Here is an 18,206-nt window from a genome sequence, read left to right on the forward strand (position 1 = left end):
GGTCAGATCGCCATGGCTGCGCGTACATCGGCTTCGGACTCGCTACCGCCCGCGCCGGTGGACGTGATTCGGCCGGCCCCGAGAATGTAGTAATTCTGGGCAGATTCGAGCGCGAATCCGATATGTTGCTCCACCAGCAACACCCCGAGCCCGCCGCGGCGGGTGAGATCGAGAATCGTGCGTTCGATCTCGGCGACGACGGAGGGCTGAATGCCCTCGGTCGGCTCGTCGAGGATGAGCATCTTCGGCTCGGTGATGAGTGCACGTGCAATCGCCAACTGCTGACGTTGGCCGCCGGACAGAAGACCCGCACGCCTGGTGAGCAGTTCCTTCAACGCGGGGAACAGGTCGAGGGCCTCACCGATCAAAGCCTTACCTCGCTTACGGCCGTCGGCGACGACCTGTAGGTTCTCGGCCGTGGTCAACTGGCCGAACGATTGCTGGCCTTGCGGGACATAGGCAAGCCCGCGTGCGACGCGAGCGCTGGGTCGTAGCGAGCTGACATCCTCACCATCGAAGAGGACCTTGCCCGAGTCGACCGCGAGCAGGCCGACGGCGGCCCGGAGCAGAGTCGTCTTGCCTGCACCGTTGTGACCCATGACCGCGGCGACGCCGTCGGCGGGGACGGTGAGTGAGACCCCATGGACGACCTCGCTGCGGCCGTAACCGGTACGCACGTCGATGAGTTCAAGCATGCTTGCCTCCTGGTGTGGCGTCGGCGATGTCCTGTGCAATCTGATCGAGTTCGCCGCCCGCGGCAGCGGTACCGAGGTAGACCTCTTGAACCTTGGGGTCGGCCTGTACCTCGGCGACGGTGCCTTCGGACAGGATGCGCCCAGCGGCAAGAACTGTCACCGACGTCGCGAATGCTCGCATGAAGTCCATGTCGTGCTCGACGACGACGACGGTCCGTTCGCCGCCGATCCGACGAAGCAATTCGCCGGTCTGCTCGCGTTCGTCATGGCTCATCCCGGCAACCGGTTCGTCGAGAAGCAGTACATCGGCGTTCTGCACCAACAGCATTCCGATCTCGAGCCACTGCTTCTGACCATGGGCAAGAATGCCCGCCGGCTTGTTCCTCTCTTCGGTCAGACCGATGGTCTCGAGCGCCTCCTCGATCTCGGGCGAGACCGCACTGCGGCGGCGCAACATGGTCATGATCGAACGTCCTGCCCCGGCTGCGATGTCGAGGTTCTGCAGGACGGTGAGCTGTTCGAAGATGCTGGCAGTCTGGAACGTTCGTCCGACGCCGAGTCTGGCGATCTGGTGCACCTTCTTACCGAGCAGTTCGACGCCGGACTTGGTGATCGACCCGGTTGCGGGCACCAGTCCGGTAATGGCGTCGATCAGGGTGGTCTTGCCGGCACCGTTCGGTCCGATGAGGAACCGCAGATCGCCCTGCATGAGCGTGAGGTCGACGTCGGTGTTGGCCTTGAAACCGTCGAAGCTCACGGTAAGCCCGCGTACTTCGAGGTACTGGCTCGACATACCGGCGTTGCCACCGAAAGTCGGCTGATGGTTGTCGAGGTGAGTCATGTGACGAGCTCCTTCTCTTCGACATCGATGACGGCACCGGGTTCGTCTGCAGCTTTCTTGCGACTTCGGAGAGCGAACAAGCCTGCGACGCCTGCGGGGAAGAACCCGACCACGACGATGAACATCAGTCCCTGAGCGTAGGTCCAGCCTGACGGAAATTGTTCCGACAGAGTCGTCTGCGCCCAGGCCACACCGAGTGCGCCGAGAACCGGTCCCAGCAGCGTGCTGCGTCCGCCGATCGCCACACCGATGAGGAACGCGATGGAGGGAACGATGCCGACGTCGTTGGGGGAGACTATGCCGACGATCGGCACGAAGAGCGCCCCGGCGAGGCCGGCGAAGAATGCCGCACTCACGTAGGCGACGATCTTCACATTGGCTGGGTCGTACCCCAGGAAGCGCACTCGTTCTTCCTGATCGCGGACCGCGACGAGCAGTTCCCCGTAGCGCGAATACATGAGCTGCCGAGTGATGGCGACGACCGCCAGCAGCACACCGGCCGCGATGAAGAACAGCATCTGCTTGTTGGCCGGATCCTTGAGATCGAACCCGAAGAACGTCCGGAATCTGTTGAGCCCGTTGGACCCACCCGTGGTCTGCTGACCCACCAACAGAATGGCGAATGCAGCAGCGAGAGCCTGGCTCAGGATCGCGAAGTACGCCCCCTTGACGCGTCGTTTGAAGACACCGAGGCCGAGAACGAGCGCGACGAGAGCCGGGATGAACAGAATCCCGAGAATCGTCACCAACGGCGAAGCGAACGGAACCCAATACGAAGGCAGTTCGCGAATCCCGGCGATGGACATGAAGTCCGGCACCGCGTCGCCGCGTAGGTCGGCGTCGGAGATCTTCAGATGCATGGCCATGATGTAAGCGCCGAGCCCGAAGAACACTCCCTGGCCGAGCGTGAGCATTCCGCCACGGCCCCAGGCCAATCCGATACCGACCGCAACGATGGCGTAGCAGATGAACTTGCCGAGAAGGTTGAGCCGGAACTCGCTGAGAACGGCCGGTGCGACCGCGAACAGGAGGACGGCGGCGAGGGCGAATCCCAGCCATGCGCGGCGCTGCTGGACGAAGGTGCTCATACCAAACTCCTTGTCTTGACCGCGAACAGACCCTGTGGGCGGGCTTGAAGGAAGAACACGATCAGCACGAACACGATGACCTTGGCGATCGAGGCTGTCGTGCTGTACTCGATGAACGAATTGAGGATGCCGAGCGCGAACGCTGCGATGACCGCACCCTTGATCTGGCCGAGTCCGCCGACGACGACCACGAGGAATGCGTCGATCAGGTAGCTCTGCCCGACGGTAGAGCTCGTCGAACCGATCAGCGTCAACGCGACACCGGCGACACCGGCGAGGCCGGACCCGATGAAGAACGTCGAAATATCGGTCCGACGGCTCGAGATGCCCGACGTCTCGGCCAGGTCCCGGTTCTGCACGACCGCGCGGATGCGTCGACCCATCGGGGTTTTCGCGAGGGCGAACGACAATGCGAGAACACAGATCACGGCGAGAATCAGAATGAAGATGCGGGTCTTGGGAACGACAGCGCCGAGGATGTCGATGCCACCGGACAGCCAGCCCGGTGAGACGACGTTGACGGCGGGGGCGCCGAAGATATCGCGCGCACATTGCTGCAGGATGAGCCCGACACCGAATGTCACCAGCAGCGTGTCGAGTGGGCGGTGATACATGCGACGGATCAGCGTAACCTCGAGCAGGGCGCCCATGGCGCCGCCGACGAAGAACCCGACGATCAGCGAGATGAACAGCGATGCACCGCCGGTGGAGAAGAGTTGCTGCACGACGTACGCGGTGTACGAGCCGGCCATGATGAACTCACCATGAGCCATGTTGATGACACCCATCTGACCGAACGTCAGCGAGAGTCCCAATGCGGCGAGTAGAAGAATCGAACCGATACTCAAGCCGGTGAAAAGCTGCCCGACTACGACATCCATGAGCGCTCCTTTACAGTGCAGCCCCGCGCAGACGAGTGAAAATGCTTTCGCATACTGCATTTCCACTCATCTGCGTGGAGTGCCTGGGAATTAGTTGAGGTCGGAAGCCCACTCGTAGGTCTCGAGGAACGGATCGGGTGCGATCGGTGCCGGGGATTCCCAGACGGTGTAGATCAGGCCGTCGGGGCGGACTTCGCCGATACGTGCAGTCTTCGAGATGTGGTGGTTTGCGCCGTCGATGACGACCTCACCTTCGGGAGCGGCGAAGCTGACGCCATCCGCTGCGGCTTGAATGTCACCGACTGCGAAGGAGTGTGCCTTCTCCACGGTGTTCTTCCACAGGTACACCGAGGTGTAGGCGGCTTCCATCGGGTCGGAGGTGGGCTTGTCCGCGCCATATTTCGCCTTGTAGTCGGCGACGAACTTCTTGTTTTCCGGACTGTCGACAGTCTGGTAGTAGTTCCACGCGGTCAACTGGCCTTCGATGTTCTGCGCGCCGATTCCGGCAACTTCTTCCTCGGCAATGGATACCGAGAGGACCGGCATGTCAGCAGCTTTGAGGCCCGCGTTGGTGTATTCGCGGAAGAAAGCGACATTGGAATCACCGTTGAGAGTGTTGAACACGGCATCGGCGTCGGCGGAGCGGACTTTGTTCACGATAGTGGAGAAGTCGGTCGAACCTAGCGGGGTGTAGTCCTCACCCTTGATCTCGATACCGTTGGCCGCCGCGTAAGCCTTGATCTCACGGTTGGCGGTCTGCGGGAATACATAGTCGCTACCGACCAGATACAGAGACTTGACGCCCTTTTCCTTCAGGTAATCGAGTGCGGGGATGATCTGCTGATTCGTGGTTGCACCGGTATAGAAGATGTTGTCCGAGGACTCGAGGCCCTCGTACTGGACGGGGTAGTAGAGCAGCGCGTCGTTGTCCTCGAACACCGGCAACATCGCCTTACGGCTCGACGACGTCCAACCGCCGAAAACGGCTGCGACACAATCACTGCTGATCAGCTTCTCGGCCTTCTCGGCGAACATTGTGGGCTCGGACGCGCCGTCCTCGGCGACGACCTGGATCTGCTTGCCGTCGACTCCACCTGATGCGTTGATCTCTTCGATGGCCAGGGCGATCGAATCACGCACCGTCACTTCGCTGATCGCCATGGTTCCGGAGAGCGAGTTGAGCGAGCCGACCTTGATGGTGTCGCCGGATGTGTCGACACAGGATTCGGCTGCTGCCGCGCCGTCAGCTGAGGTGGTGTCACCGGCTTTGCTACCGCACGAGGTGAGCGCCAAACCGACCATGGCCAGAGCGAGAGGAGCAACCAGTACACGTGTGGCCATCTTGCTCGAGGAAACTGCAGGCATCTTTGACGCCCTTTCGCTTGTATACGGAGTTGTATTCGCGATTGCAGACAGTAAAGGGGAAGTATTGCGCGGATATGTTGCCCGGTGACGGCTCCATTTCGTCCATTACGCCGCTGTTAACTTGTCGGCGCGTGGATGATTCGTCCAAGGGGAAGGGCTTCGGCGATGTCGAACCCGGCGGAAATGGACGTGGTTTGCCGCTTGACGATGACAAGTAGGGTTGACATCAGATGACAAGTCCGCTTGACTTTAGTTATGGCCGACGCACTCAGGACCAACACGGTGCGTGAACACCGAAAAGCGGCCCGGCTCACCCAGGCGGAGCTGGGTAGAGCATGTGGAGTGAGTAGGCAGAGCATCGTCTCCGTCGAAGGAGGCGACTATGCACCGAGCGTCTATTTGGCGCTCGAGCTGGCCGCAGCATTGAACACCACCGTCGAAACACTTTTCGCAACAGGCGAAGAGCCCGCGGAACAACCGGAGACATGAGGAGCGATGACCATGAGTACATCCATCACGGCAGGTCCGTTCATCAAAGCGATGCGGTTCGTCGGAGATCTCGACGATGAGTTCTACGACGACGAGCGCCAGCGTGATGTGTGGAACGAGGCCTCTGCCATCGGGTTTCAGCTCTTTGCGTGGGTATCGCTGATCAGCGCCGCGATACTGCCCTGGGCAGTGGGTCGAACCGGAGCCTGGGTCGGTCTGGGCATCCTCGTCGTCTCGACACTGATCAACTTCGCGACTGCAGGCTACTCGGCGGCCCGCGGAGTCAACCTCTACACGGCGTCGAAACTGGTTCGGGTACGCGCGATCGTGGTGGGAGTGCTCAGCGCGATCGGATACGTCAGCGTCCTGGTGACCTTGCAGCCGAGCGTGTACTCACAGGCCAGTTCATGGGCGGGTGGAGTCGTCGGCGCGATTCTCGGCGGCGGCGCGGTGGGAGCAGCGATCTGGTACATGCGCAAACGTAATGCCCGCTTCGAAAACGAAGAGATCGAAGACAATTGAACGATGACGGTAAGGGGCATGGATGCCGAGCACACAGGTAGCGTGCTGACCCATGAGCGCCGGCGAAGGACTGAAACAGATTGCCGACGGGGTGTGGGCATTCCTGCGTCCACCGGGTAGTTGGGGGCAGACGAACACCGGGCTGATCGTGGACCAAGGTGCAGCCTCGATGGTGGTCGACACCGTGTGGGACACCGGATGGGCGAAGCGTGTGGCATCGGCGACGGAGCTGTTGGTGACCGATGCACCGATCACCGAGGTGCTCAATACACATTCGGACGGCGACCACTGGTGGGGAAACGATGCGGTACCCGCCGCTGCTCGAATAACCACCAGCGTCGCGTCCTTCGAAGCAATGAAAGAGGAATTGCCGCCCGCAGCCGTGTCGGCGTTCGCGACGCTCGGCAGGTTGGTCGGTCCGATCCCCGGCCCGATCGGCGATGTCGGAACCTACATGAACACAGTTCGTGGAGGGGCGCGGTTCCCACGAAAGCTGCCGAGGCTGCCGGATCACACGTTCGAAGTTACCGAGCGGATCGACGTCGGGGCACGTCAGGTCCAGTTGCGGTATCTCGGTCCGGCACACACAGCGGGGGACCTGATCGCCCACGTTCCGGACGCAGGCGTGGTGTTCGCAGGCGATCTGCTGTTCATCGGATCGACCCCGATCCTCTGGCACGGCCCACTCTCGAATTGGGTGGATGCGCTCGATCATCTGATCGCGCTCGATGCGGCGGTCTACGTTCCGGGCCACGGCCCGATCTGCGGCCTCGGCGAGGTACACAAGCTCCGGGCCTATTGGACCTGGGTGGACGAGGCCGGACGCCAACACTTCGATGCGGGAGTCGACTCGGTGCATGCCGCCCGCAACATGATGGCGTCCCCGGAATTCGTGCCTTTCTCGAAGTGGACCTCACCGGAAAGGCTGGTCCTGAGCATGTCCACGCTGTACCGCCTGTGGGAGGGCAAACCGGCGGCGCCGCCGACACTGGTCCGCCGGGTCGCGGCCTTCGCTGCGGCGGGGGCGATGCTGCGCAGGGGGAAGTGAGCCCCGGGAAAGCACAGAATCGGTCCGGAGTCGGTGATCATCATCGAACGCGATACGGCGAGACCGAGCTCCGATGCTCATCGATATCGAGGTCTTTTCCGAGCGGAGGGAACGCACGTTGCGGGCAGTTCGACCGCTCGCACACTCGGCAACCCGCGCCTATCGGGGTAGCCACAGCCGAACCGTGCAGATCGAGCCCATCGGCGTAGACCAACCGAGTTGCATGCCGAAGTTCGCACCCCAAGCCGATGGCGAACGTCTTGGTCGGCTGGCCGTAGCGCGCGGCCCTTCGCTCCACCGTGCGGGCAATCCACAGGTAGCTACGCCCGTCCGGCATCTCGGCGATCTGCGTCATGATCTTGCCCGGGTAGGCGAAGGTTTCGTACACATTCCACAGTGGGCACGTACCGCCGCTGGAAGAAAAGTGAAAACCGGTCGCCGACTGTCTCTTGGACATATTTCCGGCACGGTCGACACGGACGAAAGAGAATGGAACTCCACGAAGCTTGGGCCGTTGAAGCGTCGAAAGGCGATGGCAGACAGTCTCGTAGCTGACCGAGAAGAAGGCAGACAATCGCTCGATGTCGTAGCGAAATTCCTCCGCCACATCTTGGAACTGGCGATACGGAAGAACGGTGGCAGCAGCGAAATAATTGGCGAACCCTAGGATCGCGAGCTTCTTCGATTGTTCGCTCGTGAAACCGCCCTCCTCGACCATTTTGTCCAAAAGTTCGGCGCATTCGAGGTAAGCCAACTCTGCCGCGAACTTGAAAACCTTCTGTCCGCCCGAGAGGTGCGTGGAAATTTCCAGGACCCGGGTACGCGGATCGAACCGGTGCAGAACATTCTCACCGAGGTCGATTCGATTGACGATCTGCACCTCGTGAACAGTTTCGAGTCGGCGGGCGATCTCACCACCGACGTCGGCACGGTGGAATCGGATCCGAGAGGTCAACTCCTCTGCGGCGGTATCCAATTCGTGTAAATAGTTCTGCCGTTGGTAGAAGTAGTCGCGTACTTCCTCGTGCGGTTTGCTGATGGAACCGCTGCCACTGCCGTCGCTGAATCGCTCGTCGGTAGCGGCGGCGAGTTGAGCCGTCGTATTGCGGTACCGACGGTGCATGTTCACCATCGCCCGAGCCAACTGCGGATGAGAAGAGACCATCTGTGCGATCTCGTGAGCATCGGCAGCGATGCCCATGTCCTGATCCAGTGCGACCTCTCGAAGCTCGGCGACGAGTCTGGTGTCGTCCTCCGAGGAGAAGAACGAGGTATCGACACCGAACACCTCGGAAATACGAAGCAGCACGGGCACTGTCAGTGGGCGGACGTCGTGTTCGATCTGGTTGAGATAGCTCGCCGAGATCTCGAGCTGACCAGCCAGTGCAACCTGGCTCATCTTGCGCTCGGACCGAAGCTGCCGCAGCCGCACGCCGACGAACGTTTTGGACATGCGCCCAGGCTACGCCTGTGAAGAGAGCGCTTAGCAACGTTCGCCTCGGTCGCTCGCGGGTCACGATTCGGTGATGTAACGACCCCGAAGTCGCATGTCGGCGTATACCGGAATGGGAGTCTATTTCAGCCTTCGAACCAAAGATTCAGCCGCGAACAAGAGGGAGTCTGAAGATGTCGGACCACACGAACGAAGTTGTACGCGACACCATTGTCCTGATCGCCGGAGTGGTCCTCGTGACGTCGACCATTTGGCTTCCCGTCGACGGTGACACCGGGGTGTCCGGCGCGATCCTCATCCTCGGCATGCTGTCGGCGGGCACGGCTCTCTGGGCGATGTCCAGTGCTTCGAGATCGAGCCACTGGGCGCACGTGGTCCTCGGGGTGACGCTGGCGCTCTCGCCACTGATTCTTGCGTTCCCCACGGATCTGCTGGTGACCGACATGTTCGCCATCGTCGGCGGCGTCCTCATCGCGATGCTCGGTGTGTTCGGTGTCGTGTCGAGCACGCGTCGAACCCCGGAAGCAAGTCGATTGATCGCATCCTCTCTCGCGCAGCCGGCTGCGCGGGATCGCGTGCGGAGCTGATTGCCAGCGGAGAATGCATCGCCCGATACCGGTTGTCTTGTGATTACGATCACAATCCTAGCGAATCGACTTCGTCACTGTTTCGATTCAGACGCCTTCAATCAAACAGTACGAACGTCCGGTAAGGCGCCCGGCGATAGTTTCTTAAATTGCGTTCGTAGCCTGCGGTTTCGCCCTACTGGCCGGTAACCAACCTGTCCGTTCGGTGAGGGTTCGTGTTGGCTGGAACTTCGCAAACTTAGCAACGGGTGTTGAAAAGCTAGCCAAGATTGGCACTAGCAACAGGTGGACGGGCATTTTCGGGTGTGCCATTGTTTTGGAGTACACCCGAAGGGCCTGGCAACGATGTGAAGAATTCCTTTCGACGCAGGCCGAGAAGATGAGAAGAGACTGGAGCTCCGATGTCGACCACCGGCACCCCGAAGACCACCGCCGAGATCCAGCAGGATTGGGACACCAACCCTCGCTGGAAGGGCGTGACGCGTAATTTCACCGCAGAACAGGTTTCCAAGCTGCAGGGCACCGTGGTAGAGGAAGCAACACTTGCCCGCCGCGGCTCCGAGATCCTGTGGGACCTCGTCACCAAAGAGGACTACATCAACTCGCTCGGTGCACTCACCGGCAACCAGGCCGTGCAGCAGGTTCGCGCCGGCCTGAAAGCCATCTACCTCTCCGGCTGGCAGGTTGCCGGCGACGCCAACCTCTCGGGCCATACGTACCCGGACCAGAGCCTTTACCCGGCCAATTCGGTGCCGACCGTCGTTCGCCGCATCAACAACGCACTGCTGCGCGCCGACGAGATCGCCAAGGTCGAGGGTGACACCTCGGTCAGCAACTGGCTCGCACCAGTGGTCGCCGACGCCGAAGCAGGATTCGGTGGCGCGCTGAACGCTTACGAGCTGCAGAAGGCCATGATCGCTGCCGGTGCCGCAGGTGTGCACTGGGAGGATCAGCTCGCTTCGGAGAAGAAGTGCGGCCACCTCGGTGGCAAGGTGCTCATCCCGACCCAGCAGCACATCCGCACCCTGACCTCGGCTCGCCTCGCGTCCGACGTCGCCGATGTCCCCTCGGTCATCATCGCCCGCACCGACGCCGAGGCCGCAACCCTCATCACGTCCGATGTGGACGAGCGCGACGTGGAGTTCCTCGACGGAACCCGCACCGCAGAAGGCTTCTACGGCGTCAAGAACGGCATCGAGCCGTGCATCGCTCGTGCGAAGGCTTACGCACCGTACGCCGACCTCATCTGGATGGAGACCGGCGTTCCTGACCTCGAGGTTGCCAAGCGCTTCTCCGAGTCGGTTCGCAGCGAATTCCCGGACCAGATGCTCGCCTACAACTGCTCGCCTTCGTTCAACTGGAAGGCGCACTTGGACGACGCGACCATCGCCAAGTTCCAGAAGGAGCTCGGCGCGATGGGCTTCAAGTTCCAGTTCATCACCCTCGCCGGATTCCACTCGCTCAACTACGGCATGTTCGACCTGGCGCACGGTTACGCCCGCGAAGGCATGACGGCGTTCGTCGACCTGCAGGAGCGCGAGTTCAAGGCTGCCGAAGAGCGTGGCTTCACCGCCGTCAAGCATCAGCGTGAGGTCGGCGCAGGCTACTTCGACACCATCGCCACCACGGTCGACCCGAACACCTCGACCGCAGCGCTGAAGGGCTCCACCGAAGAGGGCCAGTTCCACTGATCGCCACGTCCGACTCGATCGACCAGTGAGGCCAAGGAGCTGACGTGACCAGCGAGAAAGTTCAGCGAGTCGGCGTTATCGGGATCGGGCAGATGGGTGCCGGAATTGCCGAGGTGTGCGCACGCGCGCACGTCGATGTGCTGGTCTACGAACAGACACGTGAGCTGACGGCTGCAGGACGCGCACGCATCCTGCGGTCGTTGGACCGTGGTGTCAGCAGCGGCAAGATCACCGAGCGAGAACGCGAGCAGGCAGCCTGGCGGTTGCGGTTCACCTCCGACCTCAGTGACTTTGCCGACCGTCAGCTCGTTGTCGAGGCCGTTGTCGAGGACGAGAAGATCAAGGCCGACATTTTTGCCGAGCTCGATTCGGTGGTGACAGACCCGAATGCAGTACTCGCGTCCAACACGTCGTCGATCCCCATCATGAAGCTGGGAATTGCGACCAAGTCACCGGATCGTGTCGTCGGTATGCATTTCTTCAACCCGGTGCCGGTGCTCCCGCTCGTCGAGCTCGTCACCACTCTCAAGACAAGTCAGGCTGTCGCCGAGCGTGCGGAGAAATTCGCCAGTGAGGTACTCGGTAAGCAGGTCGTCCGGTCTGCAGACCGTGCGGGTTTCGTCGTCAACGCTCTGCTGGTGCCGTACCTGCTCTCGGCCATGCGCATGGTCGAGTCCGGGTTCGCCACCAAGGAAGACGTGGATAAAGCGACAGTGCTCGGTCTCGCACATCCCATGGGGCCCTTGGCATTGGCCGACCTCGTCGGACTCGACACCGTCAAGTCGATTGCAGACTCGATGTACGCAGAGTTCAAGGAACCGTTGTTCTCCGCCCCGCCGCTTCTGCTACGTATGGTCGAGGCCGGGCTGGTCGGCAAGAAGTCCGGATCAGGTTTCTACCAGTACGAGAACGGTCGTTTCGCAAAATAGGTAGGCGCTTCGCGCGGGTGAGTGGAAATACGTCCTCGGCAACGTATTTCCACTCACATCTGCCGTCGCACCCTCACTGGAAGGAACCCTTTCGTGGCGAGTAGCGCAGCCGAATTCGGTTCGAGCATTCTGGGATACCCGAGAATCGGCCCGCGGCGAGAACTGAAGCGTGCACTCGAGACCTACTGGAACGGTAAGTCGACGCCTGCCGCCCGCGCCGCACTCCAGTCCGTCGGTCGTTCCATTCAGGAAGACACCTGGGACGAACTCCACGCAACCGGGTTGACGCAAGTCCCCGGAAACACCTTTTCGTTCTACGACCATGTCCTCGACGACGCATTGCTTTTCGGGGCAGTTCCCGCGCGCTTCGCCCCGCTCGAAGGGGAGATGCATTCGCTCGATTTCTACTTCACTGTTGCTCGCGGCGAGCCGGACCTCCCGCCGCTGGAGCTGGTGCGGTATTTCGACTCCAATTACTTCTACCGCCAACCCGAGATCGACGAGTCGACGCCGTTCTCGCTGCACGCGGAGAGCCTGCTCGAGGAGTTCGATCGTGCAAAGGCCCGCGGTATCGAACTGCGCCCCGTTGTGCTCGGCCCGGTATCGCTGCTGTTGTTGTCCAAGGCCGGATCTTCAGCAGCGGAAGGATTCGCCCCGCTCGATCGGCTGGGGGACCTGCTTGCGCAGTACAGTGCCCTCTTCGAGTTGCTTGCCCTGCGAGGTGCCACCTGCGTCCAGCTCGACGAGTCCGCATTCACGGCCGAACGAACAGCCGAGGAGCTGGCAGCGCTCGACCGCGCGTACACCGCCCTGTCGACGACGGCGTTGCGTCCCCGACTTCTCGTGACAGGTCAATACGGGTCTCTCGGTTCTGCGCTGCCGATTCTCGCAGCCACCAAGGTCGAGGCAATCGGTCTGGACCTCGTCGCAGGCAGGCTCGAGCCGGAAGAGCTCGCCGCCATTGCCGGAATGAAGCGCAAACGCCTCTACGCGGGAGTCATCGACGGCCGCACGGTGTGGCGTGCCGACCGCGTCGTCGTGCTCGACTACCTCGAGCGACTGAAAGAGGTGTGCGAAGACCTCGTCGTCTCGACGTCGTCGACTCTTCTGCACGTTCCGTACGACGTGCTGAGCGAGTACGACATCGACGGCAACGTCGCAGACCGTCTCGCGTTCGCGAAGCAAAAAGTCGGCGAGGTCGTTGCCTTGGCAAAGGCGCTCACCGACGGGCCGTCGGACAAGTGGCGCAAGAAGCCGACCGAGGTGCACTTCAAGCAGAAGCACGCGGTGCGGCACCGGGTCTACAACGTAACGCCCGACATGCGGGTTCGACAGCCGTACTCCGAGCGGAAGATCGCGCAGCGCAAGAAGCTGAATCTTCCGCTCGTGCCCGCCACCACCCTCGGTTCGTTCCCGCAAACTTCGGCAATGAGGCAGGCGAGATACGAACTGGGACAAGGCCGTATCGAGACCGCTGACTATCGCGCACTCGTCGAGGACGAGATCGAGCAGGTCATTCGGCTGCAGGAGGACATCGGGCTCGACGTTCTGGTGAACGGCGAGGTGGAACGCAACGACATGATTCAGTTCTTCGCCGAAGCGCTCGAAGGGTTCGCCACGACGACCAACGGGTGGGTCCAGACGTACGGATCACGATGCGTGCGTCCGCCCATCCTGTATGGAGACGTGGCACGGCCGAAACCGATGAGTGTCGAGTGGACAGCGTTCGCGCAGTCGTTGACGGACAAGCCGGTCAAAGCAATCCTGACCGGACCCGTGACGATGCTCGCCCGTTCGTACGTGCGGAAGGACCTCCCACTGCACGAGGTGGCCGACCAGGTTGCCCTGACCATTCGCGACGAGATCGCCGATCTCGAGAAAGCCGGGATCGGGATCATTCAGGTCGACGAGCCGGCGTTGCGTGAACTGCTGCCCTCGCGTGAGAAGGGCCGCAAAGAATACCTCCGTTGGTCGGTCGAAGCGTTTCGGCTGGCGACATCGGGTGCAAAGGCCGAGACCCAGATCCATACGCATCTGGGGTACTCCACTCGTGCGTCGGTGGTCGACGCGATCGAGAATCTCGATGCCGACGTCACGGCGATCGTGGCAACACGATCCATCGACTGGGTTCTCGGTGCTTTGCAGGAGAACGTCCTCAGCCATGGAGTCGGTCCTGGCGTGTACGAGAGTCGTTCGGCGCGTATCCCCGACATCGACGAACTCGACGAGCTACTGACACAGGCAGCCGCGACGATCGACATCGACCGGTTGTGGGCCAATCCCGACGGCGGCCTCAAAACGCGCAAGTATTGGCAACTGGAACCGTCGTTGCGTAACTTGGTGGCAGCGGCGCGACGGGTGCGCCGACGCGCAGAACAGGGGACAGCAGAGTGAGCAAGTCGAAGAAGTCCGGCGGACTCGTTCCGAAGGTGTTCGGAATTGTATTGGCAGCGACGGGTGCCGCGCATTTCGTCGTTCCGGAGGCGTTCGAAGGAATCACCAAGCGTCCTTTCCCTCGCGACACCAGGACCTGGATCAGTCGCAACGGAGCTACCGAACTAGCTGTCGGTGCTGCAATTGCGTACCCCAAGACTCGTAAGATCGGCCTGATCGGACTGGGCACGTATGTCGGCTGGCTCGGGCTCAATATCGCCCGCAACGGCTAGGGCACCGGTCCGGATTGTTGTGAATCACTCCCGCCTGCTGGGAATACCCTGCTGGCGGGAGTGTCCGCTTTGCATGGCTACCGATGGGTAGGTAGCAATGTAGCTATGACTTCAGCTACTGCATATACCGCGACGGCCCCTGATGCTCCGCTCGAGAAGGTCACCATCGAGCGTCGTGAGCTCGGACCCAACGATGTCCTCATCGAGGTCAAGTTCGCCGGTATCTGCCATTCCGACATCCACACCGCCCGGAACGAGTGGGGCGGTACCACCTACCCCGTCGTTCCGGGACACGAAATCGCAGGCATCGTCTCCGAGGTCGGTTCCGATGTCAGTAAGCACAAGGTCGGCGACCGCGTCGGCGTCGGGTGCTTCGTGGATTCCTGCGGCGAGTGCGAGGCCTGCCTTGCCGACGAAGAGCAGTACTGCAGCAAGGGTGTGACGGCGACCTACAACTCCAAGCAGGCCGACGGCACCATCACCCAGGGCGGATACTCCACGCATATCGTCGTCACCGAAGGATTCGTTCTTTCCATTCCGGAGGGAATCGAGCTCGACGTCGCGGCGCCTCTCCTGTGCGCAGGCATCACGCTGTACTCCCCGCTCAAGCATTGGGGAGCCGGGCCCGGCACGAAGGTCGCCATCATCGGTATGGGCGGACTGGGACATGTCGGTGTCAAGATCGCCAATGCGCTCGGCGCCGAGGTAACCGTTCTCAGTCAGTCGCTCAGCAAGGAAGAGGACGGCAAGCGACTCGGTGCGCACCACTACTACGCCACTTCCGACGCAGCGACGTTCAAAAAGCTTCGTGGTGAATTCGACTTGATCATCAATACCGTGTCCGCGGGGATCGACATGGACAAGCACATGTCACTGCTCGCGATGAACGGCTCGCTCGTAATCCTGGGGCTTCCGTCCGAGCCCATCAAGGTCCGCGGATTCACCCTTGCGGACAACCGTCGTAGCCTCGCGGGTTCGATGGTCGGTGGCATCGCCCAGACGCAGGAAATGCTGAACTTCTGCGCTGAACACCACATCGGTGCCGAAATCGAGACCATCGCCGCCGATAAGATCAACGAGGCGTACGAGCGCGTGTTGACGAGCGACGTCCGCTACCGGTTCGTGATCGACGCCAAGACATTCTGAGTTCTCGTACGCCATTCGTATCCGTAAATGTATGCGAAAGGCGTACTACGCGGGCGTAGCGTCGAAGTCGGGTCGGCACAGTTCTCTTCGGCGAAGGGACCCGAGATGAAACTCAATACGTTCACAGGCTGGGTTGGTTACGGACTGGCATTGCTTGCCGTCACTTCTATGGGCTTGTTCTTGGTCGCAGTGGGTTCTGGCTACGACGCTCTGGCAGTGCTGGCAGGCAGTGTCTGCGTGGTGGCACTTGCAGGGGCCATGGGCCTGGTGGGCGGAGTGGTCAAGCACGATCACCGACTCCACCGCACTACCCCAAGACTGCTCTGACGGTTAGGTATTAGCTTTCAGCCAGCCGCCTCTTCTCCAGCTCGACGTTGAAATCGGCAGCGGGCCAGTCGAGTTCGAGCTGTTCCAGTGCATCGATCAGCAACTCCGTCACTGCGAGACGGCTGTACCACTTCCGGTCGGCCGGGATGACGAACCACGGTGCGTAATCGGTATTCGTTCGATCGATGGCGCGTTGGTAGGCGGTGCGATATTGCGGTAAAAATCCGCGTTCGGTCACGTCGCCGGGGTTGTACTTCCAGTGCTTGTCGGGACGGTCCAGCCTCTCTTGCAGCCGAGCTCGCTGCTCTTCCGGCGAGACGAACAAGGCGACCTTGATGATGAGCGTGCCTTGCTCGGAGAGGTCCTTCTCGAAAGCGTTGATCTCGTCGAATCGTGGTTCCCACACCTGGCGCGGAACCAGGTCGTGGACCGCTACGACCAACACATCCTCGTAATGCGACCGATCGAAGACCCCTATCTTCCCGCCGCGGGGTAGGGCCTTACGAATTCGCCACAAGTAATGGTGCTGCTTCTCTTCTTTGGTGGGAACCCCGAAAGAGGCGAGATCGACGCCCTGTGGATCGACCATCCCGATGACATTGCGGACCATTCCGCCCTTGCCCGCAGTGTCCATTCCCTGCAGTACCAGAAGAATCGAGCGTAGATCTCCGGCACGTCCGTTGGCGTACAACTTTTCCTGAAGCGCTGAGAGAACTTTGCCGCGCTCGAGGAGGAGAGCCTGACCCTCGGCTTTCGTGCCCTCGAATCCGGGCGTCTCATCGAAGTCGATGTCCTCGATCCGCGTCGAGTCGGTTGCGCGGAGAATCTTGACGGGCGGGGTAGACCACAACGAAGGCTTCTCTTCCTTCGATTCCACGTTTTCCGGTGACGCCGACTTCTCGGATGACTTGGCCATTTACCGACCTTAGTCGGCGGCGGAGAATCTACCCTGGGAATCATGGCTCCGAAACTTGCGTCAGCGCAGTCCGTCGACCGCTCCGAGATTCTCGACTTCGTTTCTCCTCGACACCAGCTCACTCTCATCACTCGTAAACGGGACGGCGGAGTGCAAGTCTCGCCGGTGACGGCCGGGCTCGATTCGGAAGGCCGCATCGTGATTGCGACGTACCCGGAGCGCGCGAAGGTCTACAACATTCGTCGCAATCCGTCGGTGACCGCGCTGATCCACTCGGACGAGTGGAACGATGCGTACGTCCAAATCGACGGCACGGCCGAGATCATCGACCTCCCGGATTCGGTGGAACCGCTCGTCGAGTACTTCCGGAGCGTCGCCGGTGAGCATTCCGACTGGGATGAGTATCGAGAGGCGATGCGGAAGCAAGGAAAATCGTTGATACGCATCACGATCGAGAGCTGGGGCCCGATCGCCGAAGGTGGCTTCCCCCCGGGGAGAGTGTGATCAGCCCCCCGGGGAGAGTGTGATCAGCCCCCCGGGGAGAGTGTGATCAACCCTTTTCGAAGAGCGGTACCGCGTTGTCGAGGGCGTACTGGGTGCCTGCCGCTGACGCGGAAGAGAAGGCGTTGTTCAGGTCCTGGTCCTCGAGCACGACGAGTCGGCCGTCACGAGCTGAGGGTAGGGCTTGGATGGCAGCGTCGTCGGTGATCGATTCGGCGCTGCTTCCGATCGGAAACATGACGGTCAGGTCTGCGTCGAGGGCAGCTGTGTTCTCGGCCGAGAGCGTGATGGCGAACTTGTTCGGCTCGGCGAGGGCCTGAATTTCGGGCTTGTTGACGAAACCGAGCCTCTTCATGAAGTCCACACGAACGTCTCCGTCGACGTAGGCGCCGAGTTGGCCGCTGTAGAGCGTGCCGACGGCAACGGTTTTGTCGGCGAACTGCGGGTTCGCCGCGACGGCCTTGTCGAACTTTTCGTTGGTCTCGTCGATGATCCGGCGACCGTCCTCGGATTTACCGAGCGCGTCGGCGATCAATTGGGTCTGCCCGTCCCACGTTGTTCCGTAGGCGATGTCGGTGCCGACGGGCGCGCCGACGGTCGGGGCGACGTCGGAAAGGTCCTCGTAGAGTGCCTGGTCGTTCGTGCTGCGAGTCCACAGGATCAGGTCGGGCTCGAGTGCGGCCACCGATTCGACGTCGATCTCGTAGGTGCCGAGGATCGTCGGGCTGGTGTCGTAGCTTTCCTCGACCCATGGTCCGAGTCCGTCACCGCCGACGGCGAGCCAGTCGCTTGCGGCGACGGGCTGTATTCCGAGTGCGAGTGCCGTCTCGGCGTCCGACCATCCGAGTGCGACGACGCGTTGTGGGGCGGCCGGCACGGTGACTTCGCCGAACATCGTGTCGACGGTGGGGCCGTCGGCAGTTGCGTCGCTTCCCGAGTCGGCGCCACAGGCTGTCATGGTGACAACCGCGAGGGCAGCGATCACCGGGGCTAATGTCGAGATTCTACGTAAGCGCATAGGTAACGCTAACCTATGTTTGTTGTCCTCGACTGCGTGCCCC

19 protein-coding genes are annotated in these 18,206 nt (G+C 61.4%); 11 read left to right on the top strand and 8 right to left on the bottom strand.

The window, feature by feature from the left end:
• Nucleotides 1–2: 2 nt before the first annotated feature.
• From urtE to urtA, 5 genes are all read right to left on the bottom strand, one after another.
• Entirely contained in the window at nucleotides 3–695 is a 693-nt protein-coding gene (urtE, locus tag E5720_RS13495) for an urea ABC transporter ATP-binding subunit UrtE (RefSeq protein ID WP_136171076.1), read from the bottom strand.
• Complete coding sequence (gene urtD, locus E5720_RS13500) at nucleotides 688–1,536, bottom strand: urea ABC transporter ATP-binding protein UrtD (RefSeq protein ID WP_136171077.1); 849 nt, start codon at nucleotides 1,534–1,536, stop codon at nucleotides 688–690. The genes urtE and urtD overlap by 8 nt, the downstream gene beginning before the upstream one ends.
• Nucleotides 1,533–2,624, bottom strand: coding sequence for an urea ABC transporter permease subunit UrtC (urtC, locus tag E5720_RS13505; RefSeq protein WP_136171078.1), 1,092 nt, complete (start codon nucleotides 2,622–2,624; stop codon nucleotides 1,533–1,535). The genes urtD and urtC overlap by 4 nt, the downstream gene beginning before the upstream one ends.
• The gene (gene urtB / locus E5720_RS13510; protein ID WP_084346251.1) at nucleotides 2,621–3,505 is read right to left on the bottom strand and encodes an urea ABC transporter permease subunit UrtB; all 885 of its coding nucleotides are present in this window, start codon (nucleotides 3,503–3,505) and stop codon (nucleotides 2,621–2,623) included. Before urtB ends, urtC begins: the two co-directional genes overlap by 4 nt.
• A gap of 90 nt (nucleotides 3,506–3,595) precedes the next feature.
• Nucleotides 3,596–4,870 (bottom strand): urea ABC transporter substrate-binding protein, encoded by a 1,275-nt coding sequence (urtA, locus tag E5720_RS13515; protein WP_136171079.1) that lies wholly within the window; start codon nucleotides 4,868–4,870, stop codon nucleotides 3,596–3,598.
• Nucleotides 4,871–5,125: 255 nt separating this feature from the next.
• Here urtA and E5720_RS13520 point away from each other — a divergent pair, with 255 nt between their 5' ends.
• Genes E5720_RS13520 through E5720_RS13530 form a run of 3 tightly spaced genes read left to right on the top strand, consistent with a single transcriptional unit; the run spans nucleotide 5,126 to nucleotide 6,929 of the window.
• Entirely contained in the window at nucleotides 5,126–5,359 is a 234-nt protein-coding gene (locus E5720_RS13520; RefSeq protein ID WP_136171080.1) for a helix-turn-helix domain-containing protein, read from the top strand.
• A 12-nt stretch (nucleotides 5,360–5,371) separates the two neighbouring features.
• Nucleotides 5,372–5,881: a DUF2029 domain-containing protein gene (locus tag E5720_RS13525; RefSeq protein WP_136171081.1), complete on the top strand. Its 510-nt coding sequence runs from the start codon at nucleotides 5,372–5,374 to the stop codon at nucleotides 5,879–5,881.
• Nucleotides 5,882–5,933: 52 nt separating this feature from the next.
• Complete coding sequence (locus E5720_RS13530) at nucleotides 5,934–6,929, top strand: MBL fold metallo-hydrolase (RefSeq protein ID WP_136171082.1); 996 nt, start codon at nucleotides 5,934–5,936, stop codon at nucleotides 6,927–6,929.
• Between the two features lie 40 nt (nucleotides 6,930–6,969).
• Here E5720_RS13530 and ramB read toward each other — a convergent pair whose 3' ends face one another.
• On the bottom strand, nucleotides 6,970–8,382 hold the full coding sequence (gene ramB / locus E5720_RS13535) for an acetate metabolism transcriptional regulator RamB (protein WP_136171083.1): 1,413 nt from the start codon (nucleotides 8,380–8,382) through the stop codon (nucleotides 6,970–6,972).
• A gap of 173 nt (nucleotides 8,383–8,555) precedes the next feature.
• On the opposite strand from ramB, the gene E5720_RS13540 reads away from it, so the two are divergent.
• The 7 genes from E5720_RS13540 to E5720_RS13570 all read left to right on the top strand — a co-directional run bounded on the left by E5720_RS13540 (nucleotide 8,556) and on the right by E5720_RS13570 (nucleotide 15,728).
• Nucleotides 8,556–8,969 (top strand): hypothetical protein, encoded by a 414-nt coding sequence (locus E5720_RS13540; protein ID WP_136171084.1) that lies wholly within the window; start codon nucleotides 8,556–8,558, stop codon nucleotides 8,967–8,969.
• Between the two features lie 401 nt (nucleotides 8,970–9,370).
• A complete protein-coding gene (gene aceA, locus E5720_RS13545; protein WP_136171085.1) occupies nucleotides 9,371–10,660 on the top strand; it encodes an isocitrate lyase in 1,290 nt (429 codons plus the stop codon).
• A 44-nt stretch (nucleotides 10,661–10,704) separates the two neighbouring features.
• The gene (locus E5720_RS13550) at nucleotides 10,705–11,589 is read left to right on the top strand and encodes a 3-hydroxybutyryl-CoA dehydrogenase (RefSeq protein ID WP_136171086.1); all 885 of its coding nucleotides are present in this window, start codon (nucleotides 10,705–10,707) and stop codon (nucleotides 11,587–11,589) included.
• 93 nt (nucleotides 11,590–11,682) lie between these two features.
• On the top strand, nucleotides 11,683–13,983 hold the full coding sequence (gene metE, locus E5720_RS13555; RefSeq protein WP_136171087.1) for a 5-methyltetrahydropteroyltriglutamate--homocysteine S-methyltransferase: 2,301 nt from the start codon (nucleotides 11,683–11,685) through the stop codon (nucleotides 13,981–13,983).
• Complete coding sequence (locus E5720_RS13560; protein WP_084346243.1) at nucleotides 13,980–14,255, top strand: hypothetical protein; 276 nt, start codon at nucleotides 13,980–13,982, stop codon at nucleotides 14,253–14,255. The genes metE and E5720_RS13560 overlap by 4 nt, the downstream gene beginning before the upstream one ends.
• 105 nt (nucleotides 14,256–14,360) lie before the next feature.
• Nucleotides 14,361–15,401: an NAD(P)-dependent alcohol dehydrogenase gene (locus tag E5720_RS13565; RefSeq protein ID WP_136171088.1), complete on the top strand. Its 1,041-nt coding sequence runs from the start codon at nucleotides 14,361–14,363 to the stop codon at nucleotides 15,399–15,401.
• A gap of 27 nt (nucleotides 15,402–15,428) precedes the next feature.
• Nucleotides 15,429–15,728: a hypothetical protein gene (locus tag E5720_RS13570; RefSeq protein ID WP_247595953.1), complete on the top strand. Its 300-nt coding sequence runs from the start codon at nucleotides 15,429–15,431 to the stop codon at nucleotides 15,726–15,728.
• Between the two features lie 10 nt (nucleotides 15,729–15,738).
• Here E5720_RS13570 and E5720_RS13575 read toward each other — a convergent pair whose 3' ends face one another.
• Nucleotides 15,739–16,644: a polyphosphate kinase 2 family protein gene (locus E5720_RS13575; RefSeq protein ID WP_136171089.1), complete on the bottom strand. Its 906-nt coding sequence runs from the start codon at nucleotides 16,642–16,644 to the stop codon at nucleotides 15,739–15,741.
• 42 nt (nucleotides 16,645–16,686) lie between these two features.
• Here E5720_RS13575 and E5720_RS13580 point away from each other — a divergent pair, with 42 nt between their 5' ends.
• Nucleotides 16,687–17,148 (top strand): PPOX class F420-dependent oxidoreductase, encoded by a 462-nt coding sequence (locus tag E5720_RS13580; protein ID WP_136171090.1) that lies wholly within the window; start codon nucleotides 16,687–16,689, stop codon nucleotides 17,146–17,148.
• A 46-nt stretch (nucleotides 17,149–17,194) separates the two neighbouring features.
• Here the strand turns inward: E5720_RS13580 and E5720_RS13585 are convergent, their stop codons facing one another.
• Complete coding sequence (locus tag E5720_RS13585) at nucleotides 17,195–18,130, bottom strand: iron-siderophore ABC transporter substrate-binding protein (RefSeq protein ID WP_247595954.1); 936 nt, start codon at nucleotides 18,128–18,130, stop codon at nucleotides 17,195–17,197.
• Nucleotides 18,131–18,206: the final 76 nt, after the last annotated feature.

This window comes from Rhodococcus sp. PAMC28707 (assembly GCF_004795915.1).
Classification (GTDB): Bacteria; Actinomycetota; Actinomycetes; order Mycobacteriales; family Mycobacteriaceae; genus Rhodococcoides.